The 14,874-nt window shown below is 69.5% G+C and carries 14 protein-coding genes and 1 pseudogene; 11 read left to right on the top strand and 4 right to left on the bottom strand.

Translation table 11 applies throughout. The features are described from left to right. Positions 1 to 358, top strand: a 358-nt coding sequence (locus tag VF330_RS28690) for an NTP pyrophosphohydrolase (RefSeq protein ID WP_330854809.1), incomplete at its 5' end; no start/stop codon positions are given. Here VF330_RS28690 and VF330_RS28685 read toward each other — a convergent pair. Then, on the bottom strand, positions 355 to 1,128 hold the full coding sequence (locus VF330_RS28685) for an HAD family hydrolase (protein ID WP_330854808.1): 774 nt from the start codon (positions 1,126 to 1,128) through the stop codon (positions 355 to 357). The genes VF330_RS28690 and VF330_RS28685 overlap by 4 nt on opposite strands. Before the next feature lie 7 nt (positions 1,129 to 1,135). Continuing rightward, positions 1,136 to 1,828 carry a TetR/AcrR family transcriptional regulator gene (locus tag VF330_RS28680; RefSeq protein WP_330854807.1) on the bottom strand — a complete coding sequence of 231 codons (693 nt, stop codon included), beginning with the start codon at positions 1,826 to 1,828 and terminating at the stop codon, positions 1,136 to 1,138. A gap of 97 nt (positions 1,829 to 1,925) precedes the next feature. On the opposite strand from VF330_RS28680, the gene VF330_RS28675 reads away from it, so the two are divergent. From VF330_RS28675 to VF330_RS28665, 3 genes are all read left to right on the top strand, one after another. Then, positions 1,926 to 2,843 (top strand): SDR family oxidoreductase, encoded by a 918-nt coding sequence (locus VF330_RS28675; RefSeq protein ID WP_330854806.1) that lies wholly within the window; start codon positions 1,926 to 1,928, stop codon positions 2,841 to 2,843. Between the two features lie 177 nt (positions 2,844 to 3,020). Further along, the gene (locus VF330_RS28670; RefSeq protein WP_330854805.1) at positions 3,021 to 3,383 is read left to right on the top strand and encodes a hypothetical protein; all 363 of its coding nucleotides are present in this window, start codon (positions 3,021 to 3,023) and stop codon (positions 3,381 to 3,383) included. A 64-nt stretch (positions 3,384 to 3,447) separates the two neighbouring features. Beyond that, complete coding sequence (locus tag VF330_RS28665; protein WP_330854804.1) at positions 3,448 to 4,116, top strand: dienelactone hydrolase family protein; 669 nt, start codon at positions 3,448 to 3,450, stop codon at positions 4,114 to 4,116. 4 nt (positions 4,117 to 4,120) lie between these two features. On the opposite strand, the gene VF330_RS28660 is transcribed toward VF330_RS28665, so the two are convergent. Then, on the bottom strand, positions 4,121 to 5,137 hold the full coding sequence (locus VF330_RS28660) for an NAD(P)-binding domain-containing protein (protein ID WP_330854803.1): 1,017 nt from the start codon (positions 5,135 to 5,137) through the stop codon (positions 4,121 to 4,123). Positions 5,138 to 5,259: 122 nt separating this feature from the next. Here VF330_RS28660 and VF330_RS28655 point away from each other — a divergent pair, with 122 nt between their 5' ends. The 7 genes and pseudogenes from VF330_RS28655 to VF330_RS28625 all read left to right on the top strand — a co-directional run. Beyond that, on the top strand, positions 5,260 to 6,150 hold the full coding sequence (locus tag VF330_RS28655) for a pentapeptide repeat-containing protein (protein ID WP_330854802.1): 891 nt from the start codon (positions 5,260 to 5,262) through the stop codon (positions 6,148 to 6,150). Beyond that, on the top strand, positions 6,140 to 6,580 hold the full coding sequence (locus VF330_RS28650; RefSeq protein WP_330854801.1) for an LppU/SCO3897 family protein: 441 nt from the start codon (positions 6,140 to 6,142) through the stop codon (positions 6,578 to 6,580). Before VF330_RS28655 ends, VF330_RS28650 begins: the two co-directional genes overlap by 11 nt. A 54-nt stretch (positions 6,581 to 6,634) precedes the next feature. Then, positions 6,635 to 8,449 (top strand): NHL domain-containing thioredoxin family protein, encoded by a 1,815-nt coding sequence (locus VF330_RS28645; RefSeq protein WP_330854800.1) that lies wholly within the window; start codon positions 6,635 to 6,637, stop codon positions 8,447 to 8,449. 36 nt (positions 8,450 to 8,485) lie between these two features. Continuing rightward, a complete protein-coding gene (locus tag VF330_RS28640) occupies positions 8,486 to 8,779 on the top strand; it encodes a GroES family chaperonin (protein ID WP_330854810.1) in 294 nt (97 codons plus the stop codon). Between the two features lie 284 nt (positions 8,780 to 9,063). Then, on the top strand, positions 9,064 to 10,845 hold the full coding sequence (locus tag VF330_RS28635) for a VanW family protein (RefSeq protein ID WP_414675473.1): 1,782 nt from the start codon (positions 9,064 to 9,066) through the stop codon (positions 10,843 to 10,845). Between the two features lie 112 nt (positions 10,846 to 10,957). Continuing rightward, on the top strand, positions 10,958 to 11,686 hold the full coding sequence (locus VF330_RS28630) for a DUF1206 domain-containing protein (RefSeq protein WP_330854798.1): 729 nt from the start codon (positions 10,958 to 10,960) through the stop codon (positions 11,684 to 11,686). Between the two features lie 128 nt (positions 11,687 to 11,814). Beyond that, positions 11,815 to 12,843 (top strand): annotated as a pseudogene (locus VF330_RS28625) (Cmx/CmrA family chloramphenicol efflux MFS transporter); the annotation flags it as partial. An 84-nt stretch (positions 12,844 to 12,927) separates the two neighbouring features. On the opposite strand, the gene VF330_RS28620 reads toward VF330_RS28625, so the two are convergent. After that, positions 12,928 to 14,763, bottom strand: a complete 1,836-nt coding sequence (locus VF330_RS28620) for an acyl-CoA dehydrogenase (protein WP_330854796.1) — start codon at positions 14,761 to 14,763, stop codon at positions 12,928 to 12,930. Positions 14,764 to 14,874 lie beyond the last annotated feature (111 nt).

Genomic DNA, 14,874 nt, shown 5'->3' with positions numbered 1-14,874 from the left:
CACGCTGGGAGGCGTGAAGCCGTTGCTCGTGGTCGACGCAGCCAACGTCGTGGGATCGGTGCCCGACGGGTGGTGGCGCGACCGCGCGGCAGCGGCCGAACGCCTCCGCGACGCGTTGCGCGGCCGCGACGAGGAGGTGGTGCTCGTCGTGGAGGGCAAGGCGCGCAACGTCTCCTCCGTCGACGACGTCCGCGTCGTCGCCGCGCCCGGCGAGGGTGACGACACGATCGTCGACGTGGTGCGCACCGAGGGCGCGGACCGTGCCGTGACGGTGGTGACCGCCGACCGCGAGCTGCGGCAACGGGTGCGGGCGCTTGGTGCCGAGGTGGCCGGTCCGACCTCGGTTCCGCGCCGTTAGAGGCGGAAGAGCCCTTCGAGGACCTGCGCGACGCCGTCCTCGGTGTTGGGCGGCGCGTGGTTGGCGCAGGCCTGCTTCACGAGCGGGTGCGCGTTGCCCATCGCGTACGCCGTGCCGGCCCACCCCAGCACCGACAGGTCGTTCGGCATGTCGCCGAACGCGACGACCTCGTCCTTGGTGATTCCCCTTGTGGCGCAGAGGGATTCGAGCGTCACGGCCTTCGAGACGCCGGGCGGGCTGATCTCCAGCAGCCCGATCCCGCCGGAGTGCGTGACCGCGACGTGCTGGCCGACGGCCTCCCTGGCGATCTCCATCAGGTGGTCGCTCTCGGCGTCGGGCGCCCACGCCAGCATCTGCACGACCTGATGCGCCTCCGTGAAGACGTGCTCGAGCAGCTCCAGCGTCCGGTGCGGGTTCTTCGGCCCGAATCCCTGGAAACCGGGCTCCGACAACACCTCCAGCCCGGTCTCGACGGCGATGCCGACGTTCGGGATCACCTCGGCCAACGCCTCCGACACCTTCCGCACCACGTCCAGCGGCACGGTCTGGGCGTGCGTGACCTCGCCGTTCGTGAGGTCGTAGATCATCGCGCCGTTGGAGCAGATCGCGGTGCCGGTCAGCTCCAGGTCCTGCACGAACCGCGGCGGCCGCGCGGTGACGACCACGACGTCGGCGTCGACGGCGTTGAGCGTGGCGCGGGTGCGGTCGCTGAGCACCCCGCCCGGTTGCAGCAGCGTGCCGTCGAGGTCGGTCGCGATCAACCTGATCATCGGCCGATTATCGGGCAGGGATCTCCCGAGCGGGAACGACTTTTGCCTTGGCCAGCAGGCCGACGGCGGTCACCTCGACGGTGCGGCGCACGACTGCGGCGAAGTCGACGCACGTGACGGCCAAGGTCGGGTCCGCGGCGTAGGCGTCGCGGACGGCCTGCGGCGGGCGGCTGCTCGGCCACGCGGCGATGACCATCAGCAGGGTGGTCTCCACGAGGGCTCCGGCGGCCTCGTCCCCCAGTTCGGGCAGGTACCGGGTGGCGAACCCGACCACCTTCGCCAGGTGTCCCAGCACGGTCCGCTTGTGGCGGATCGCGGTCGGCGTGGAGATGTTGCGCTCCAGCACCGTGGACTGGGTGCTGACCAGCTCGCACAGCACCGGCCGTCCCGCCAGCGAGGTGGCGAGGAGCTCGGCCAGCCCGGTCGCCCGCTCCTCGGCCGAGCCGCCCTCCGGCAGCTCCACGTCCTCCAGCACGGCCAACCAGTCGGCGATCTCCGCCTCCAGCAGCTCCAGCAGCACCGCCTCGCGCGACTCGAAGTAGCGCAGCACGTTGGCCTTCGCCAGGCAGACCCGCCGGCTCAGCGCGGTGAGGGTCAGCTCGGCGACCGGCACCTCGGTGAGCATCTCGGCCGCGGCGCCGAGGATCTGCCGCCGCCGCTCGTTGCGCTGCTCCTCGGTGCGCGCCCGCTGGAAACCCATGCGGGGCATGTTACAGACCATCGGTACTTTACTAAGAGACCGACGGTACGTTATGGTCACGGCATAACAAACCGGCAGTACGTTATGAGGGGTAGCGATGTACCAGGTCCCTGACCAGGACGGGAAGCGCGTCGTCGTCACCGGAGCGAACAGCGGCACCGGCAAGGAGGCGGCCAAACGCCTGGCGGGTGCCGGTGCCGAGGTCGTCCTCGCGGTGCGCACCGAGGCCAAGGGCGAGCAGGCGAAGGCGGAGATCCTCGCCGCACATCCGGACGCTCTGCTGGAGGTCCGCCGGCTCGACCTGGCCGCCCAGGCCTCCGTGGCGGCGTTCGCCGAGGAGCTGATCGCCGAGGGCAAGCCGCTCGACGTGCTGGTGAACAACGCCGGCGTGATGAACGTGCCCGCGCGCACCGAGACCGTCGACGGCTTCGAGCTCCAACTGGCCAGCAACGTCCTCGGCCCGTTCGCCCTGACCGTCCGCCTGCTGCCACTGCTGCTGACCGCACCGGCACCGCGCGTCGTGACGATGAGCAGCGGCGCCGCCTACCGCGGCCGCATCGACTTCGACGACCTCCAGGCCCGCCGCCGGTACAGCCCGACCCTGACCTACTCCCGCACGAAGCTCGCCAACCTGCTGATGACCCTGCACCTGGCCGACCTGGCGGCCGAACGCGACTGGCCGCTGCTGGCGGTCGCCGCCCACCCCGGCTACACCCGCACGAACCTGACGACCTCGGGGCCGCGCTTGAACGGCGGAAAGCCCGGTGTCCTCGAGTCGATCGGCTACAAGGTCGTCCCGTCGCAGGGCGTCGAGCAGGGCACCGAACCGCTCCTCTACGCGACCGCCGACCCCGGTGCGGTCGCGGGCGGCTATTACGGACCGCGGTGGATGGTCGTCGGTCCGACCAGGCCGGCCTCGCTGCCGCCGGCCGCGAAGGACAAGGCGGTGGCGGCACGGCTGTGGGCCGAGGCCGAGCGTCTCACCGGCACGTCCGTGGAGGTCGTCGGCGGGTGATCCCCGCCCTGGTTCACCCGATCGGTTCGCTTGAGCGGGACAACGCTCTTTTCGTCGGCTATGAACCTCCTGCTGTCTGAGGTTGGTGCACCGTGAAGCTCGGTTCTGTCCTCGGGTGCCTGCTCAACGCACTCAGGTGAGACCGCGCAGGGCGGTTGTTCGGGCGCTGACTGCGCGTTGAAGTTCACCTTGACCAAGGTCACCGACTGCACCGGCAACTACGCGGGCGATGCGCCACCGGCCGGTTCGGTGCGCAAGCTCCTGTGGGTTGAGGTGCAGACGGGCAGCGACTTCGACGTCGACGAACTGCCGTCAGGCGCCTTCACGCAGTTCACGGCGATCAGCAAGAGCGGCGTCACGAGCTCCTCGATCAACCCGTCGACGTACTGGACGTGTGCGCCCGAAGGCAGCCGCATGGGCGCGGGAGACGAGAACTGGTTGCCGGGCAAGAAGTACGGCGGAGCCATCGAGGTCTACCTGCCCCTGGACGCGGTCAAGGTCGCGAACGCCCAGGGGTACTGGGAATGGCAGCTCGGCTGACGCGCCCCGGCGCGTCCGTGGAGGTCGTCGGCGGGTGATCCCCGCCCTCGGGCAGGATCGACTCATGACCCATCGCGTGAACGACATGCCGTTGCCGGTCTGGCTCCCCGAGTCCGGCTCCGGCCCCGGCATCGTCCTGATCCAGGAGATCTTCGGCCTGGACGGCTACCTCCAGGGCATCGCCGAGAAGCTCGCCGCGCTCGGCTACGTCGTGGCCGTGCCCGAGCTCTTCCACCGCTTCCAGCCGGGCTGGGTCGGTGAGCACGACGAGGCCGGCATCCAGCGGTCCATGGAGGTCGTCGGCAACCTCGACTTCCCGCTCGCCGTGCAGGACGTCGTCGCGTCGGTGCAGTACCTGCGCGGGCTGCCCGAGGTCACCGGTGGGGTCGGCGTGCTCGGTTTCTGCCTCGGCGGCACGCTGGCCTACGCGGCGGCCGTCGCGTCGGACCCGGACACCGCCGTCGCCTTCTACGGCTCCGGCGTGCCGGACCAGATCGGCACGCTGGACCAGGTGTCGTGCCCGATCCTCTTCCACTTCGGCACCGAGGACGAGTTCATCACCGAGTACCAGAAGGTCGTGGACGCGGTGGAGGAACACGAGAACGCCGAGGTCCACCTGGAGCCCGCGGGCCACGCGTTCCTCAACCACCTCGGGCCCTGGTACGACCAGGCCGCCGCCGACCGCGCGTGGGACATCACCACGCTCTTCCTCGCTCGCACGCTGCCCGCCTGACGCGTCAGGCGATGCACGGCACCGCGAGCTGCTGCGAGAAGAACCTCTCCAGCGGCTTGCGGTGCAGCCGGCGTTCGACGGCGATCAGCTCGTTGCGCCGGTAGTGCCGCACCTGCGTGCTCGTGACGACGAACCCGTTGCGTTCGGTCGTGGGCATCTCGTCGTAGAGCAACGCGTGCTGTCCCTGCGGCACAACGACATCCGCCAGTCCGTCCGGGATCTCACCGGCCCGGGTCGCGATGGTGGCGGCCAGCGCGTCCGGCCGGTTGCGCAGACGGCGGTGCGGCCACGGGACGCCGTGGTGTTCCGCCTCCAGCGTCCTGTGCAACGCCCTGGCGGCGTGCCGGATCGCCTTGATCGAGTCGCCGCCGAGCACGTGCGCTTCGGGGTGGTCGAGCGCGTTGTCCCTGCGGAACCCCGTGCACGCGATGACCCTGTCGTAGCGCAGCTCCCCGGTGCCGTCGATCGACGCGATGAACTCGTCGCCCTCCCGGACGATCCGCTGCACGGAACGCCCGACGGTGTGCGTCAGCCGGGCCGTCGCGGAGATGTTGTCGGCCGTCTCGAACGCGCTGCGCCCGCGGCCGATGATCAGCACGCGCTTGCCCGCGTACTCCGTGGGGTCGGTGCTGGCGCTCGCGTACGTCGCGGCGTGCTCGATACCGGGAATGTTCGGCAGGTGCGGCCGTTGACCCGTCGCGATGACGACGTGCTCGGCGTCGTACTCGCCCAGGTCGGTGACCGCGGTGTTGTAGCGGATGTTCAACGGCCGCGCGAAGTCCTCCAGGTACTGCACCAGGTCGTCGGCGTCGGGGAACGACCGCTTGCTGTAGCGGGAGAAGGGCGGACCGTCGAACAGCGAGTTGTCGTCCGTGGAGAGCACGCGGTGCCGCGGGAACCTCCGGAAGAAACCCGCCGGCTCCGGACCTTCCTCCACCACCACGTAGTCACGTCCCGCGAGTTGCAGGAACCGTCCCATCTGCAGTCCGGCCGGACCCGCACCCACCACCAGGTACTCCACCACCACGCACCTCCCGGCGTTCCTCTACGCCAAACATGGCGCAAAAGTTCAGGCGGGCGGTTACGTTCCATGATGTGGATTCCGGCCTCCTCTGGTCAATCAGAAGGCACATCGGTCTGGTGGTGCTGATCGGCCTAACGGTCTTTGCGCTGGCTGCCGCACTCCTCTGGGCCGCGCTGGGTTTTCCTTCCGCCGCAACGGCCCGGCTCGACATCATCAAGGTCGCCCTGACCGTGGTGGCCGGGGTCGGCGGTGTCGTCGCACTGGTGGTCGCCTACCGCAAGCAGCGCATCAGCGAGTCCGCCGAGACCCGCGAACGCGTGAAGCTGCTGAACGAACGCTTCGGCGCCGCCTGCAACCAGATCGGCAACGAGACCCCGACCGTCCGGCTCGCCGGCGTCTACGCCCTGGCCTCCCTCGCCGACGAGTGGCCGGAGCAGCGCCAGGTCTGCATCGACGTCCTCTGCTCCTACCTGCGCATCCCGTACGAGCCGGACGTGACGTCGGAGTGGTACCACAACTCCGAGTCCGAGGTCCGCCTGTCGATCACCAGCGTGATCTCCCAGCACCTGCGCCCGGACGCGCGGGTCAGCTGGCAGGGCCACAACTTCGACCTGGTGCGCGCGGTGCTGCGGTCGGCCGACTTCGCGGGCATCCACGTGCCGTCGGGGACGTTCTTCCTGAGCCTGGCGCGGTTCCCCGGCGGCTGGGTCTCGTTCGACGGCATGGTCGTCAGCGGCGGCGAGGTGTGGTTCGGCGGCGCGACTTTCGACGGCGCGCGCGTGACGTTCGACAAGGCCGAGTTCCGCGCGGGACGGGTCCGGTTCGAGGGCGCGGAGTTCAACAACGGCGAGGTGTCGTTCCGCGAGGCGCGCTTCCTCGGCGGGGAGGTCGACCTGTCGGAGGCCGAGATCACGGTGATGCCGGTGTTCGACGACGGCGACAAGCCCGGTCTCAGGCTGCCGCCCGGTAACGCGGTCGCGGGCACGCCGATAGTCGGGCGTGAGCGATGAGCCGACCTCGGCGCGCCGGTACATCGCCGGAGTCCTGGGGTTCGCGGTGGTGCTCGGTGCCGCGCTGGTGGTCGCGATGAACGGGTCCGGCGCGGGCAACGCGCCCGCACCGGCGTCGTCGCCGGTCCCGCCGGCCCCGGTCACCACGGTGTCGGCGAACCCGCTCGACGGCATCCTGGTGGGCAACTGCCTGCGCAACAGCGGCACGGACGCCAGCCCGGCGATGGTCCCCGGCAGCTGCGGGCACGGCTCGTTCGTGGTGCTCGCGAGGAACGCCGGCACCGTCGACGCGAACGTCTGCGCCGCCGTCGCCGGCCACACGCACAACTACACGGTCGAGAAGTACGAGCTGACCAAGAGGGACGGCAACGAGGTCCGCCGCGACCTGAGCGTGCGGGACTCGTACGTCTTCTGCCTCCGGCAGCAGTAGTCCACATGGTGGACACCGGAATGGACGCACCGTCCCACCGTGTTGGATACGGTCGTGACGACTGCCAAGCGCCGTGCCCGTGTCCGCGCCCCCGAGCTGGTCGGACGCGGCTGGCTGAACACCGGTGACGCGCAGGTGACCCTGAAGGAGCTGCGCGGCAAGATCGTGCTGCTCGACTTCTGGACGTTCTGCTGCATCAACTGCCTGCACGTCCTCGACGAGCTGCGGCCGCTCGAGAAGGAGTTCGACGACGTCCTGGTCACGATCGGCGTGCACTCGCCGAAGTTCGTGCACGAGGCCGACCCGGACGCGCTCAAGGCCGCCGTCGAGCGCTACGAGGTGCACCACCCCGTCCTCGACGACCCCGAGCTCACGACCTGGCAGAACTACGCCGTCAAGGCGTGGCCGACGCTCGTGCTGGTCGACCCCGAGGGCTACGTCGTGCACGTCGCCGCCGGTGAGGGCCACGTCGAGGCGCTGCGGACGGTCATCGGCGAGATCGTCGCCGAGCACGACGAGAAGGGCACGCTGCACCGCGGAACCGGTCCGTACCAGGCGCCGGAGCCCGCGAGCACCACGCTGCGCTTCCCCGCCAAGGCGATCGTCACGCCGAGCGGCACGATCCTGGTCAGCGACTCCGCGCACCACAGCGTCGTCGAGCTCGAAGCCGACGGCGAGACCCTGATCCGCCGCATCGGCACCGGTGAACGCGGCCGGCAGGACGGCCTGAACCCCACCTTCTCCGAGCCCGCGGGACTCACGCTCATCCCCGGCACGAGCAACGTCGTCGTCGCGGACACCGTCAACCACCTCCTGCGCGGCCTCGACCTGGACACCGGCGAGGTCACGACGCTGGCCGGCACCGGTGAGCAGTGGCGCGACGGCGAGACCGACGGGCCGGCCGACAAGATCGACCTCACCAGCCCGTGGGACGTCGCCTGGTGGAACGGCGGCGTCGCCATCGCCATGGCCGGCAACCACACGCTCGGCTTCTTCGACCCCGCGGACGGCACCGTCCGCCGCCTGGCCGGCACGACCGTAGAGGGCATCAACGACGGACCGGCCGCGGAAGCGTTCTTCGCCCAGACCTCCGGGCTCGCCGCCGACGGCGACCGGCTGTGGATGGTCGACTCCGAGACCAGCGCGCTGCGGTACCTGGAGAACGACGAGGTCACCACGGTCATCGGCAAGGGCCTGTTCGCGTTCGGCCACAAGGACGGCGACGCGGACGAGGCGCTCCTGCAGCACCCGCTGGGCGTCACGGTCCTCGACGACCACTCGGTCGCCATCAGCGACACCTACAACAACGCCGTGCGGCGCTACGACCCCGAGACGAACACGCTGACCACCATCGCCACGGACGTCGCCGAGCCGTCGGACGCGCTGGTCGTCGACAACGAGCTCGTCGTGGTCGCGTCGGCCGCGCACCGGCTCGAACGCTTCTCCGCCGCCGCCACCAGGATCGACGGCGAGGCGCACCAGGTGAAGCGGCCGTCCACGGACATCGCGCCCGGCCGGTTCGAGCTCGCCGTCGTCTTCACCCCGCCGACCGGGACGAAGCTGGACGAGCGGTACGGCCCGTCGACGCGCCTGGAGATCACCAGCTCACCCCCGGAGCTGATCATCGAGGGCGCGGGCGTCGGCACCGAACTGGTACGGGCGTTGCGGATCAACGATTCCGTCACGAACGGCGTCCTGCACGTCGTAGCGCAGGCGGCCAGTTGCAGTGACGATCCTGCCGACGAACACCCGGTCTGCCGCCTGACCAGGCAGGACTGGGGCGTCCCCGTTCGAGTGGTTGCCGATGCACCTACCCGCCTGCCGTTGCTCATGGGCGGCATGGACGAAGGTCATCGGCAGGGCACGTAGACTCTGCCGGTGCCTGATGTCAAGCTCGAGATCCAGATGCTGTACGACCGCGTCATGGTGCGAATCTCGCCCGAGGACGGCGAGCGGCGTTCCAGCGGTGGCATCGTGATCCCCGCGACGGCCCAGATGGCGAAGCGGTTGGCGTGGGGCGATGTGTTCGGAGTCGGCACCAGCGTGCGCCACGTGAAGGTCGGCGACCGGGTGATGTTCAACCCGGACGATCAGCTCGAGGTCGAGGTGCAGGGCACCACGTACCTCGTGATGAGGGAACGCGATCTGCACGCGGTTGCGACGGAGCTCACCGAGCACGGTACTGGTCTGTACCTGTGAGCCGCCGGTTCGTGATCTGCGCCTGATAGCTACACCACATACGCCGCCTCAGGAGAGACAGGGCAACGGGGAGAGCTGTGCCGTACGACGCTGACAAGACGAGAGCGATGCCGCCGGTCGGTCCGGTTGGCACGGCCTCCGAGCAGACCGCCAAGATCAACCCGGTCCAGGCGGACGCTGCCACGGCCGCGTGGCCCTCCGAGGAGCCGGACACCGCCGAGCCGACCGTCTCCACGGCCGTGCCCGGTGTCGGTTTCCCGGCCGGCGAGGACGCCACCGAGTACATGCGGCCGGTGGCGCCGCCCGAGCCCCGGCCGGAGGACTCCGGCGTCTACGGGCCCGTGATGATCGAACCGGGCGAGGACGAGGCACCGCCGAAGAACTCGCGCAAGAAGGTGCTGATCGTGGCCGCGGCCGTGGTCGGCGCCTTCGGCCTGCTCTGGGGCCTCGACATCCTGGTCTCCAGCGGCAACGTCCCGCGCGGCGTGACCGTGGCGGGCGTCGACGTCGGCGGCATGAGCCACTCCGAGGCCGAGAAGAAGCTCCGCGACGAGATCGGCCCGCGCCTGAGCAAGCCGGTCGCGCTGAAGGCGGGCGACGTCACGGCCGAGCTCGACCCGAAGGCCGCCGGTCTGGAGCTCGACTGGGACGCCACGATCGACCGCGCCGGCAGCCAGCCGCTCAGCCCGCTCACGCGCGTGACGTCGTTCTTCACCAGCCGCGAGGTCGGTGTCGCGACCAAGGCCGACGACGCGAAGGTCTCCGGCGCGCTCGAGGCCCTGCGCCCCAAGCTCGACCACGAGCCCATCGAGGGCACGATCAAGTTCGAGGGCGCCACCCCCGCCGCCGTCGAGCCGCACGACGGCCAGAAGCTCAAGACCGAGGACGCGACCAGCGCGGTCATCTCCGGCTGGGCCTCCGGCAGCGTCGACGTCCCGATGGACTTCACCCCGGTCAAGACCACCAAGGAGGGCGTCGAGAAGGCGCTCAACGACGTCGTCAAGACGGCGGTCTCCGGCCCGGTCAAGATCAAGGGTGAGGGCAAGGACGCGACCCTGACCCCCGAGCAGATCGGCGCAACGCTGGCGTTCGCCCCCGGCGACGGCGGCGCGCTGAACGTCTCGGTCAACAAGGACAAGCTCGTCGAGGCGGCCGCCCCGCAGCTCAAGGACACGGTCAAGGAGGGCAAGGACGCCCAGATCGTGTTCGAGGGCGGCAGGCCGATCGTCAAGGAGTCGGTGGACGGCCTCGACCTCGACTGGGACAAGAACCTCCAGCCCTACTTCGACACGGTGAAGAAGGCGGACGGCCGCGAGGTCAAGTTCGAGTACAAGCACACGCCCGCCAAGGTCACGACCGAGCAGGCGAACAAGATGGGCATCAAGGAGGTCATCGGCGAGTTCCAGACCGGTGGCTTCGCCGCCGCCTCCGGCGTCAACATCCGGGTCGTGGCCGAGAAGGTCAACGGCGCGATCGTGAAGCCCAAGGAGACGTTCAGCCTCAACAAGTACACCGGCCCCCGCGGCACCGCGCAGGGCTACGTCGAGGCGGGCATCATCGAGAACGGCATCCCCGGCATGGCGGTCGGTGGCGGCATCTCGCAGTTCGCGACCACGCTCTACAACGCGTCGTACTACGCGGGCATGAAGGACGCGGGCCACAAGGAGCACAGCTACTGGATCACGCGGTACCCGAAGGGCCGCGAGGCCACCGTGTTCATGGACGGCGCGGGCAACAGCCTGATCGACATCGCGTTCACGAACCCGGACGACACGGGCGTCGCCATCCAGACGATCTGGACGGGCTCGTCGATCAAGATCGTGCTGTGGGGCACCAAGAACTACGATGTGACCGGCTCGACCAGCGGCGAGTTCAACCCCACCCAGCCGCAGGAGAAGAAGGTCAGCAAGGCCGGCTGCACGCCCAGCAACGGCGCTCCCGGCTTCTCGGTGACCGACACCCGCACGATCACGGACCGCCGCAGCGGCCAGTCGCGCAGCGAGTCGCGGACCGTCAGGTACGACCCGCAGTTCAAGATCATCTGTGAGCCGCCGCCCGGCGGATGAGCCGGAAACTCGCGATTCGGAGTGGCCACGAACGGGTAGTCACCCGTTCGTGGCCACTGTTGCGCATGAGGCGCGAAGACACCCCGTCGTCCAGACGTTGGGGCGGGTCGGGATGGTTGTGTACGGAGCGGTGCACGTGCTCATCGCGTGGCTGGCGCTCCAGGTCGCGTTCGGCGGGGACGCCAAGCGGACGGACTCGAAGGGTGCGCTGACCGAGCTCGCGGACGGCGGCGCCTGGCTGCTGTGGACCGTGGGCATCGGCCTGGTCTTCTTCGCGATCTGGCAGCTGATCCTGGCCTTCGTCGGCTACACCTACATCGGCAAGAAGCGCAAGCGCCTCTCGAAGCGCATCGGGTCCGCCGCGCGCGCCATCACCGCCGGCGGTATCGCGTTCGGTGCGTTCAAGTACGCGACCAGCGGCAGCAGTGGCAGCCAGACGGACCAGAACCAGGAACTGACGGCGCAGGTCCTCGCGTGGCCGGGCGGCCAGTGGCTCGTCGGCGCCGTCGCGATCGGCGTGCTCGTCATCGCGGGCGTGATCGCCTACAAGGGTTTCAAGAAGTCTTTCGAGAAGGACCTCGACATGAGCCGCGTGCCGTCGTGGGTCGAGCCCGTCGGCCGGATCGGCTGGATCGGCAAGGGCGTCGCGTACGGCGTGATCGGTGTCCTGGTCGGGCTCGCCGCGATCAAGGCGGACCCGGAGCAGGCCGGTGGCATGGACAAGGCGCTGCACACGCTGGTGGCCCAGCCCTACGGCATGTTCCTGCTGAGCGCGGTCGCGATCGGCATCGCGGCGTTCGGCGTCTACTGCTTCGCCGCCGCGCGGGCGCTGAAGGAGTGAGAACCGCGGTGCGTGACGCCGTGCGTCCGCGCTAGCGTTGCAGTCGTGGTGAGTCCGGAGGCGAACAGGTTCGGGGCTGCGGTTTTGACCGTCAGCCCCTGACACCTCTTCGCCTCCGGAGTCGTTTCATGCCCTTTTCGCTGTACCTGCTCGCCCTGGCCGTGTTCGCCATGGGCACCTCCGAGTTCATGCTCGCCGGTCTGCTGCCGGCCATCGCGACCGATCTGGGCGTGCCCGTGGGCACCGCCGGTCTGCTGACTTCCGCGTTCGCGCTCGGCATGGTCGTCGGCGCACCGCTGATGGCCGTGGTGGCACGCACCTGGTCACCTCGCCTGAGCCTGTCCGGGTTCGTCGTCGTGTTCCTGGCCGCGCACGTGGTCGGCGCGTTCGGGTCGGACTTCGGCGTGCTGTTGGCGTCCAGGCTGGTCGCCGCGCTCGCCAACGCCGGCTTCCTCGCCGTGGCCCTGACGACGGCTTCCGCTTCGGTGCCACCACGACGACGTGGGCGGGCGCTCGCGGTGCTGTTGTCCGGCACGACGGTGGCGACGATCGCCGGGGTGCCGGGTGGGGCGTTGCTGGGCACCGCATTCGGTTGGCGCGCACCGTTCCTCGCCGTCGCGGTGTTGTGCGTCCCGGCGGCTTTCGGTGTCCTGAAGGGGATTCCGGCTCAAGCCGAGCGCACCGGCCCGCCCGCGTTGCGACCGGAGCTGGCCGAGCTCGCCAAGCCGCGGCTCGCCCTGGCCGTCGTGCTCGCGGTGGCCGTGAACGCGGTGACGTTCGGCCACTTCACGTTCCTCGCCCCGGTCGTCACGGACGTCGCCGGGCTGAGCGAGTGGTGGGTGCCCGTCGCGCTCGTGCTGTTCGGCGCCGGTTCGTTCCTCGGCGTCACGATCGGCGGCCGGCTGGCCGACTCGTCGCCACGGCCTGTCGTGCTGTTCGGCGGACCGCTGGTGTTCGTCGGGTGGTGGAGCCTCGATCTGCTCGGCACGAACCCGATCGCGTTGCTGCTGCTGGTCTTCGTGCTGGGTGCGCTGTCGTTCGCGGTCGGCAGCACGTTGATCGCGCGCATCCTGCACCACGCGGCGGGTGCGCCCACGATGGCCGGTTCCTACGCGACGGCCGCGCTCAACGTCGGTGCCGTCATCGGACCGGTCGTGTTCTCCCTCTGATGTGGCGCAACGAAAACGGGTCCTCCCACCTCGGGCAGGAGGTGGGAGGACCCGTCGTCCGTCGAGGCGCTTCTAGAAAACGCTCTCGTCGATGTCCATGAGCGAGTTGTCCGTGGACTCCGCGATCTTGCGGCGGGCGGTGAGCTCCGGCAGCACGTTCTTCGCGAAGAACGACGCCACGGCGACCTTGCCCTCGTAGAACGCCTTGTCCTTGGCCGACACCGTGCCGCCGAGCTTCTGCAGGGCGACCTCGGCCTGGCGCAGCAGCAGCCAGCCGACGAGCACGTCACCCGCGGTCATCAGCAGGCGGACCGAGTTCTGGCCGACCTTGTACAGGTTGCGGACGTCCTCCTGCGACGTGGTCAGGTAGCCCACCAGCGAGCCGAGCATGCCCTGCAGGTCCTCGAGACCCTGCTTGAGCAGCGCGCGCTCCTCCTTCAGCCGGCCGTTGCCGCCCTCGTTGTCGAGGAAGGACTGGATCTCGCCGTTGATGAAGCCGAGCGCCTGGCCCTTGTCGCGGATGATCTTGCGGAAGAAGAAGTCCAGCGACTGGATGGCGGTGGTGCCCTCGTACAACGAGTCGATCTTCGCGTCGCGGATGTACTGCTCGATCGGGTACTCCTGCAGGAAGCCCGAGCCGCCCAGCGTCTGCAGCGACTGCGCCAGCTGCTCGTACGCGCGCTCCGAGCCGACGCCCTTGACGATCGGCAGCAGCAGGTCGTTGACCTTGGCCGCGAGCTCCGCGTCGCCGCCGCCCAGCATCACCTTGTCCTGCTGCGTCGCGGTGTAGAGGTACACGGCGCGCAGGCCCTCGGCGTACGCCTTCTGCAGCATCAGGCTGCGGCGCACGTCCGGGTGGTTGGTGATGGTGACGCGCGGGGCGGTCTTGTCCGTCATGCGCGTGAGGTCGGCGGACTGGACGCGCTCCTTGGCGTAGGACAGCGCGTTCAGGTAGCCGGTCGACAGCGTGGCGATGGCCTTGGTGCCGACCATCATGCGGGCGTACTCGATGACGTCGAACATCTGCGCGATGCCGTCGTGCACCTCGCCGAGCAGCCAGCCTTTGGCGGGCACGCCGTGCTGGCCGAACGTCAGCTCGCACGTGGTGGACGCCTTGAGGCCCATCTTGTGCTCGACGTTGGTGACGAAGGCGCCGTTGCGCTCGCCCAGGTCGCCGGTCTGCGGGTCGAAGTGGAACTTCGGCACCAGGAACAGCGACAGCCCCTTGGTGCCGGGCTTCGACTCGACGCCCTCACCCTCGGGACGCGCCAGCACCATGTGCATGATGTTCTCGGTGAGGTCCTGGTCCGCGGACGTGATGAAGCGCTTCACGCCCTCGATGTGCCAGGAACCGTCGTCCTGCTTGATCGCCTTGGTGCGACCGGCGCCGACGTCCGAACCGGCGTCCGGCTCGGTGAGCACCATCGTGGCGCCCCAGCCGCGCTCGATCATCAGGTTGGCCCAGTGCTGGTCGCGCTCGGTGCCGTTGTTGTAGACGACCGTCGCGAAGCTCGGACCCGCCAGGTACATGTAGACCGCCGGGTTCGCGCCGAGCAGCAGCTCGGAGGCGGCCCAGGTGACCGACGGCGGGGTGCCGAAGCCGCCCAGCTCGGTCGGCAGGAACAGGCGGTACCACTCGCCGTCCCACACGGCCTGGTACGACTTCTTCAGCGACTCCGGCAGGGTCGCCGAGTGCGTCGCCGGGTCGAACACCGGTGGGTTGCGGTCCGCGTCGACGAAGGAGTCGCCGAGGACACCCTCCGCGAGGTTCTTGACCTCGGCCAGCACGCTGCGCGCCGTGTCCTCGTCGGACTGCTCGAACGGCCCCGTGCCGAGGTGGTCCTGCACGTTGAAGACCTCGAACAGGTTGAACTCGAGATCCCGGACGTTGCTCTTGTAGTGGCCCATCTCGTCAGCTCACTCCTCAGGGTCGGGGCGGGCGTCGCCTACTGACCGGTAACAACAGAGTATTACCCGACGGTAACCCCGGCAAGGCCGACCACCCACTGGTGGCGAAAC

This window comes from Lentzea sp., assembly GCF_036380075.1.
Classification (GTDB): domain Bacteria; phylum Actinomycetota; class Actinomycetes; order Mycobacteriales; family Pseudonocardiaceae; genus Lentzea.
Note: the sequence above shows the minus strand (reverse complement) of the source record. Positions and strands in the feature narration are given on the sequence as shown.

What these genes read in the sequence shown, in the direction of transcription:
- VF330_RS28685 (WP_330854808.1), bottom strand. Translation starts at nt 1,128, where the DNA reads ATGATCAGGTTGATCGCGACCGACCTCGACGGCACGCTGCTGCAACCG.
- VF330_RS28680 (WP_330854807.1), bottom strand. Translation starts at nt 1,828, where the DNA reads ATGGGTTTCCAGCGGGCGCGCACCGAGGAGCAGCGCAACGAGCGGCGG.
- VF330_RS28675 (WP_330854806.1), top strand. Translation starts at nt 1,926, where the DNA reads ATGTACCAGGTCCCTGACCAGGACGGGAAGCGCGTCGTCGTCACCGGA.
- VF330_RS28665 (WP_330854804.1), top strand. Translation starts at nt 3,448, where the DNA reads ATGACCCATCGCGTGAACGACATGCCGTTGCCGGTCTGGCTCCCCGAG.
- VF330_RS28640 (WP_330854810.1), top strand. Translation starts at nt 8,486, where the DNA reads ATGCTGTACGACCGCGTCATGGTGCGAATCTCGCCCGAGGACGGCGAG.
- VF330_RS28635 (WP_414675473.1), top strand. Translation starts at nt 9,064, where the DNA reads ATGCGGCCGGTGGCGCCGCCCGAGCCCCGGCCGGAGGACTCCGGCGTC.
- VF330_RS28630 (WP_330854798.1), top strand. Translation starts at nt 10,958, where the DNA reads ATGGTTGTGTACGGAGCGGTGCACGTGCTCATCGCGTGGCTGGCGCTC.
- VF330_RS28620 (WP_330854796.1), bottom strand. Translation starts at nt 14,763, where the DNA reads ATGGGCCACTACAAGAGCAACGTCCGGGATCTCGAGTTCAACCTGTTC.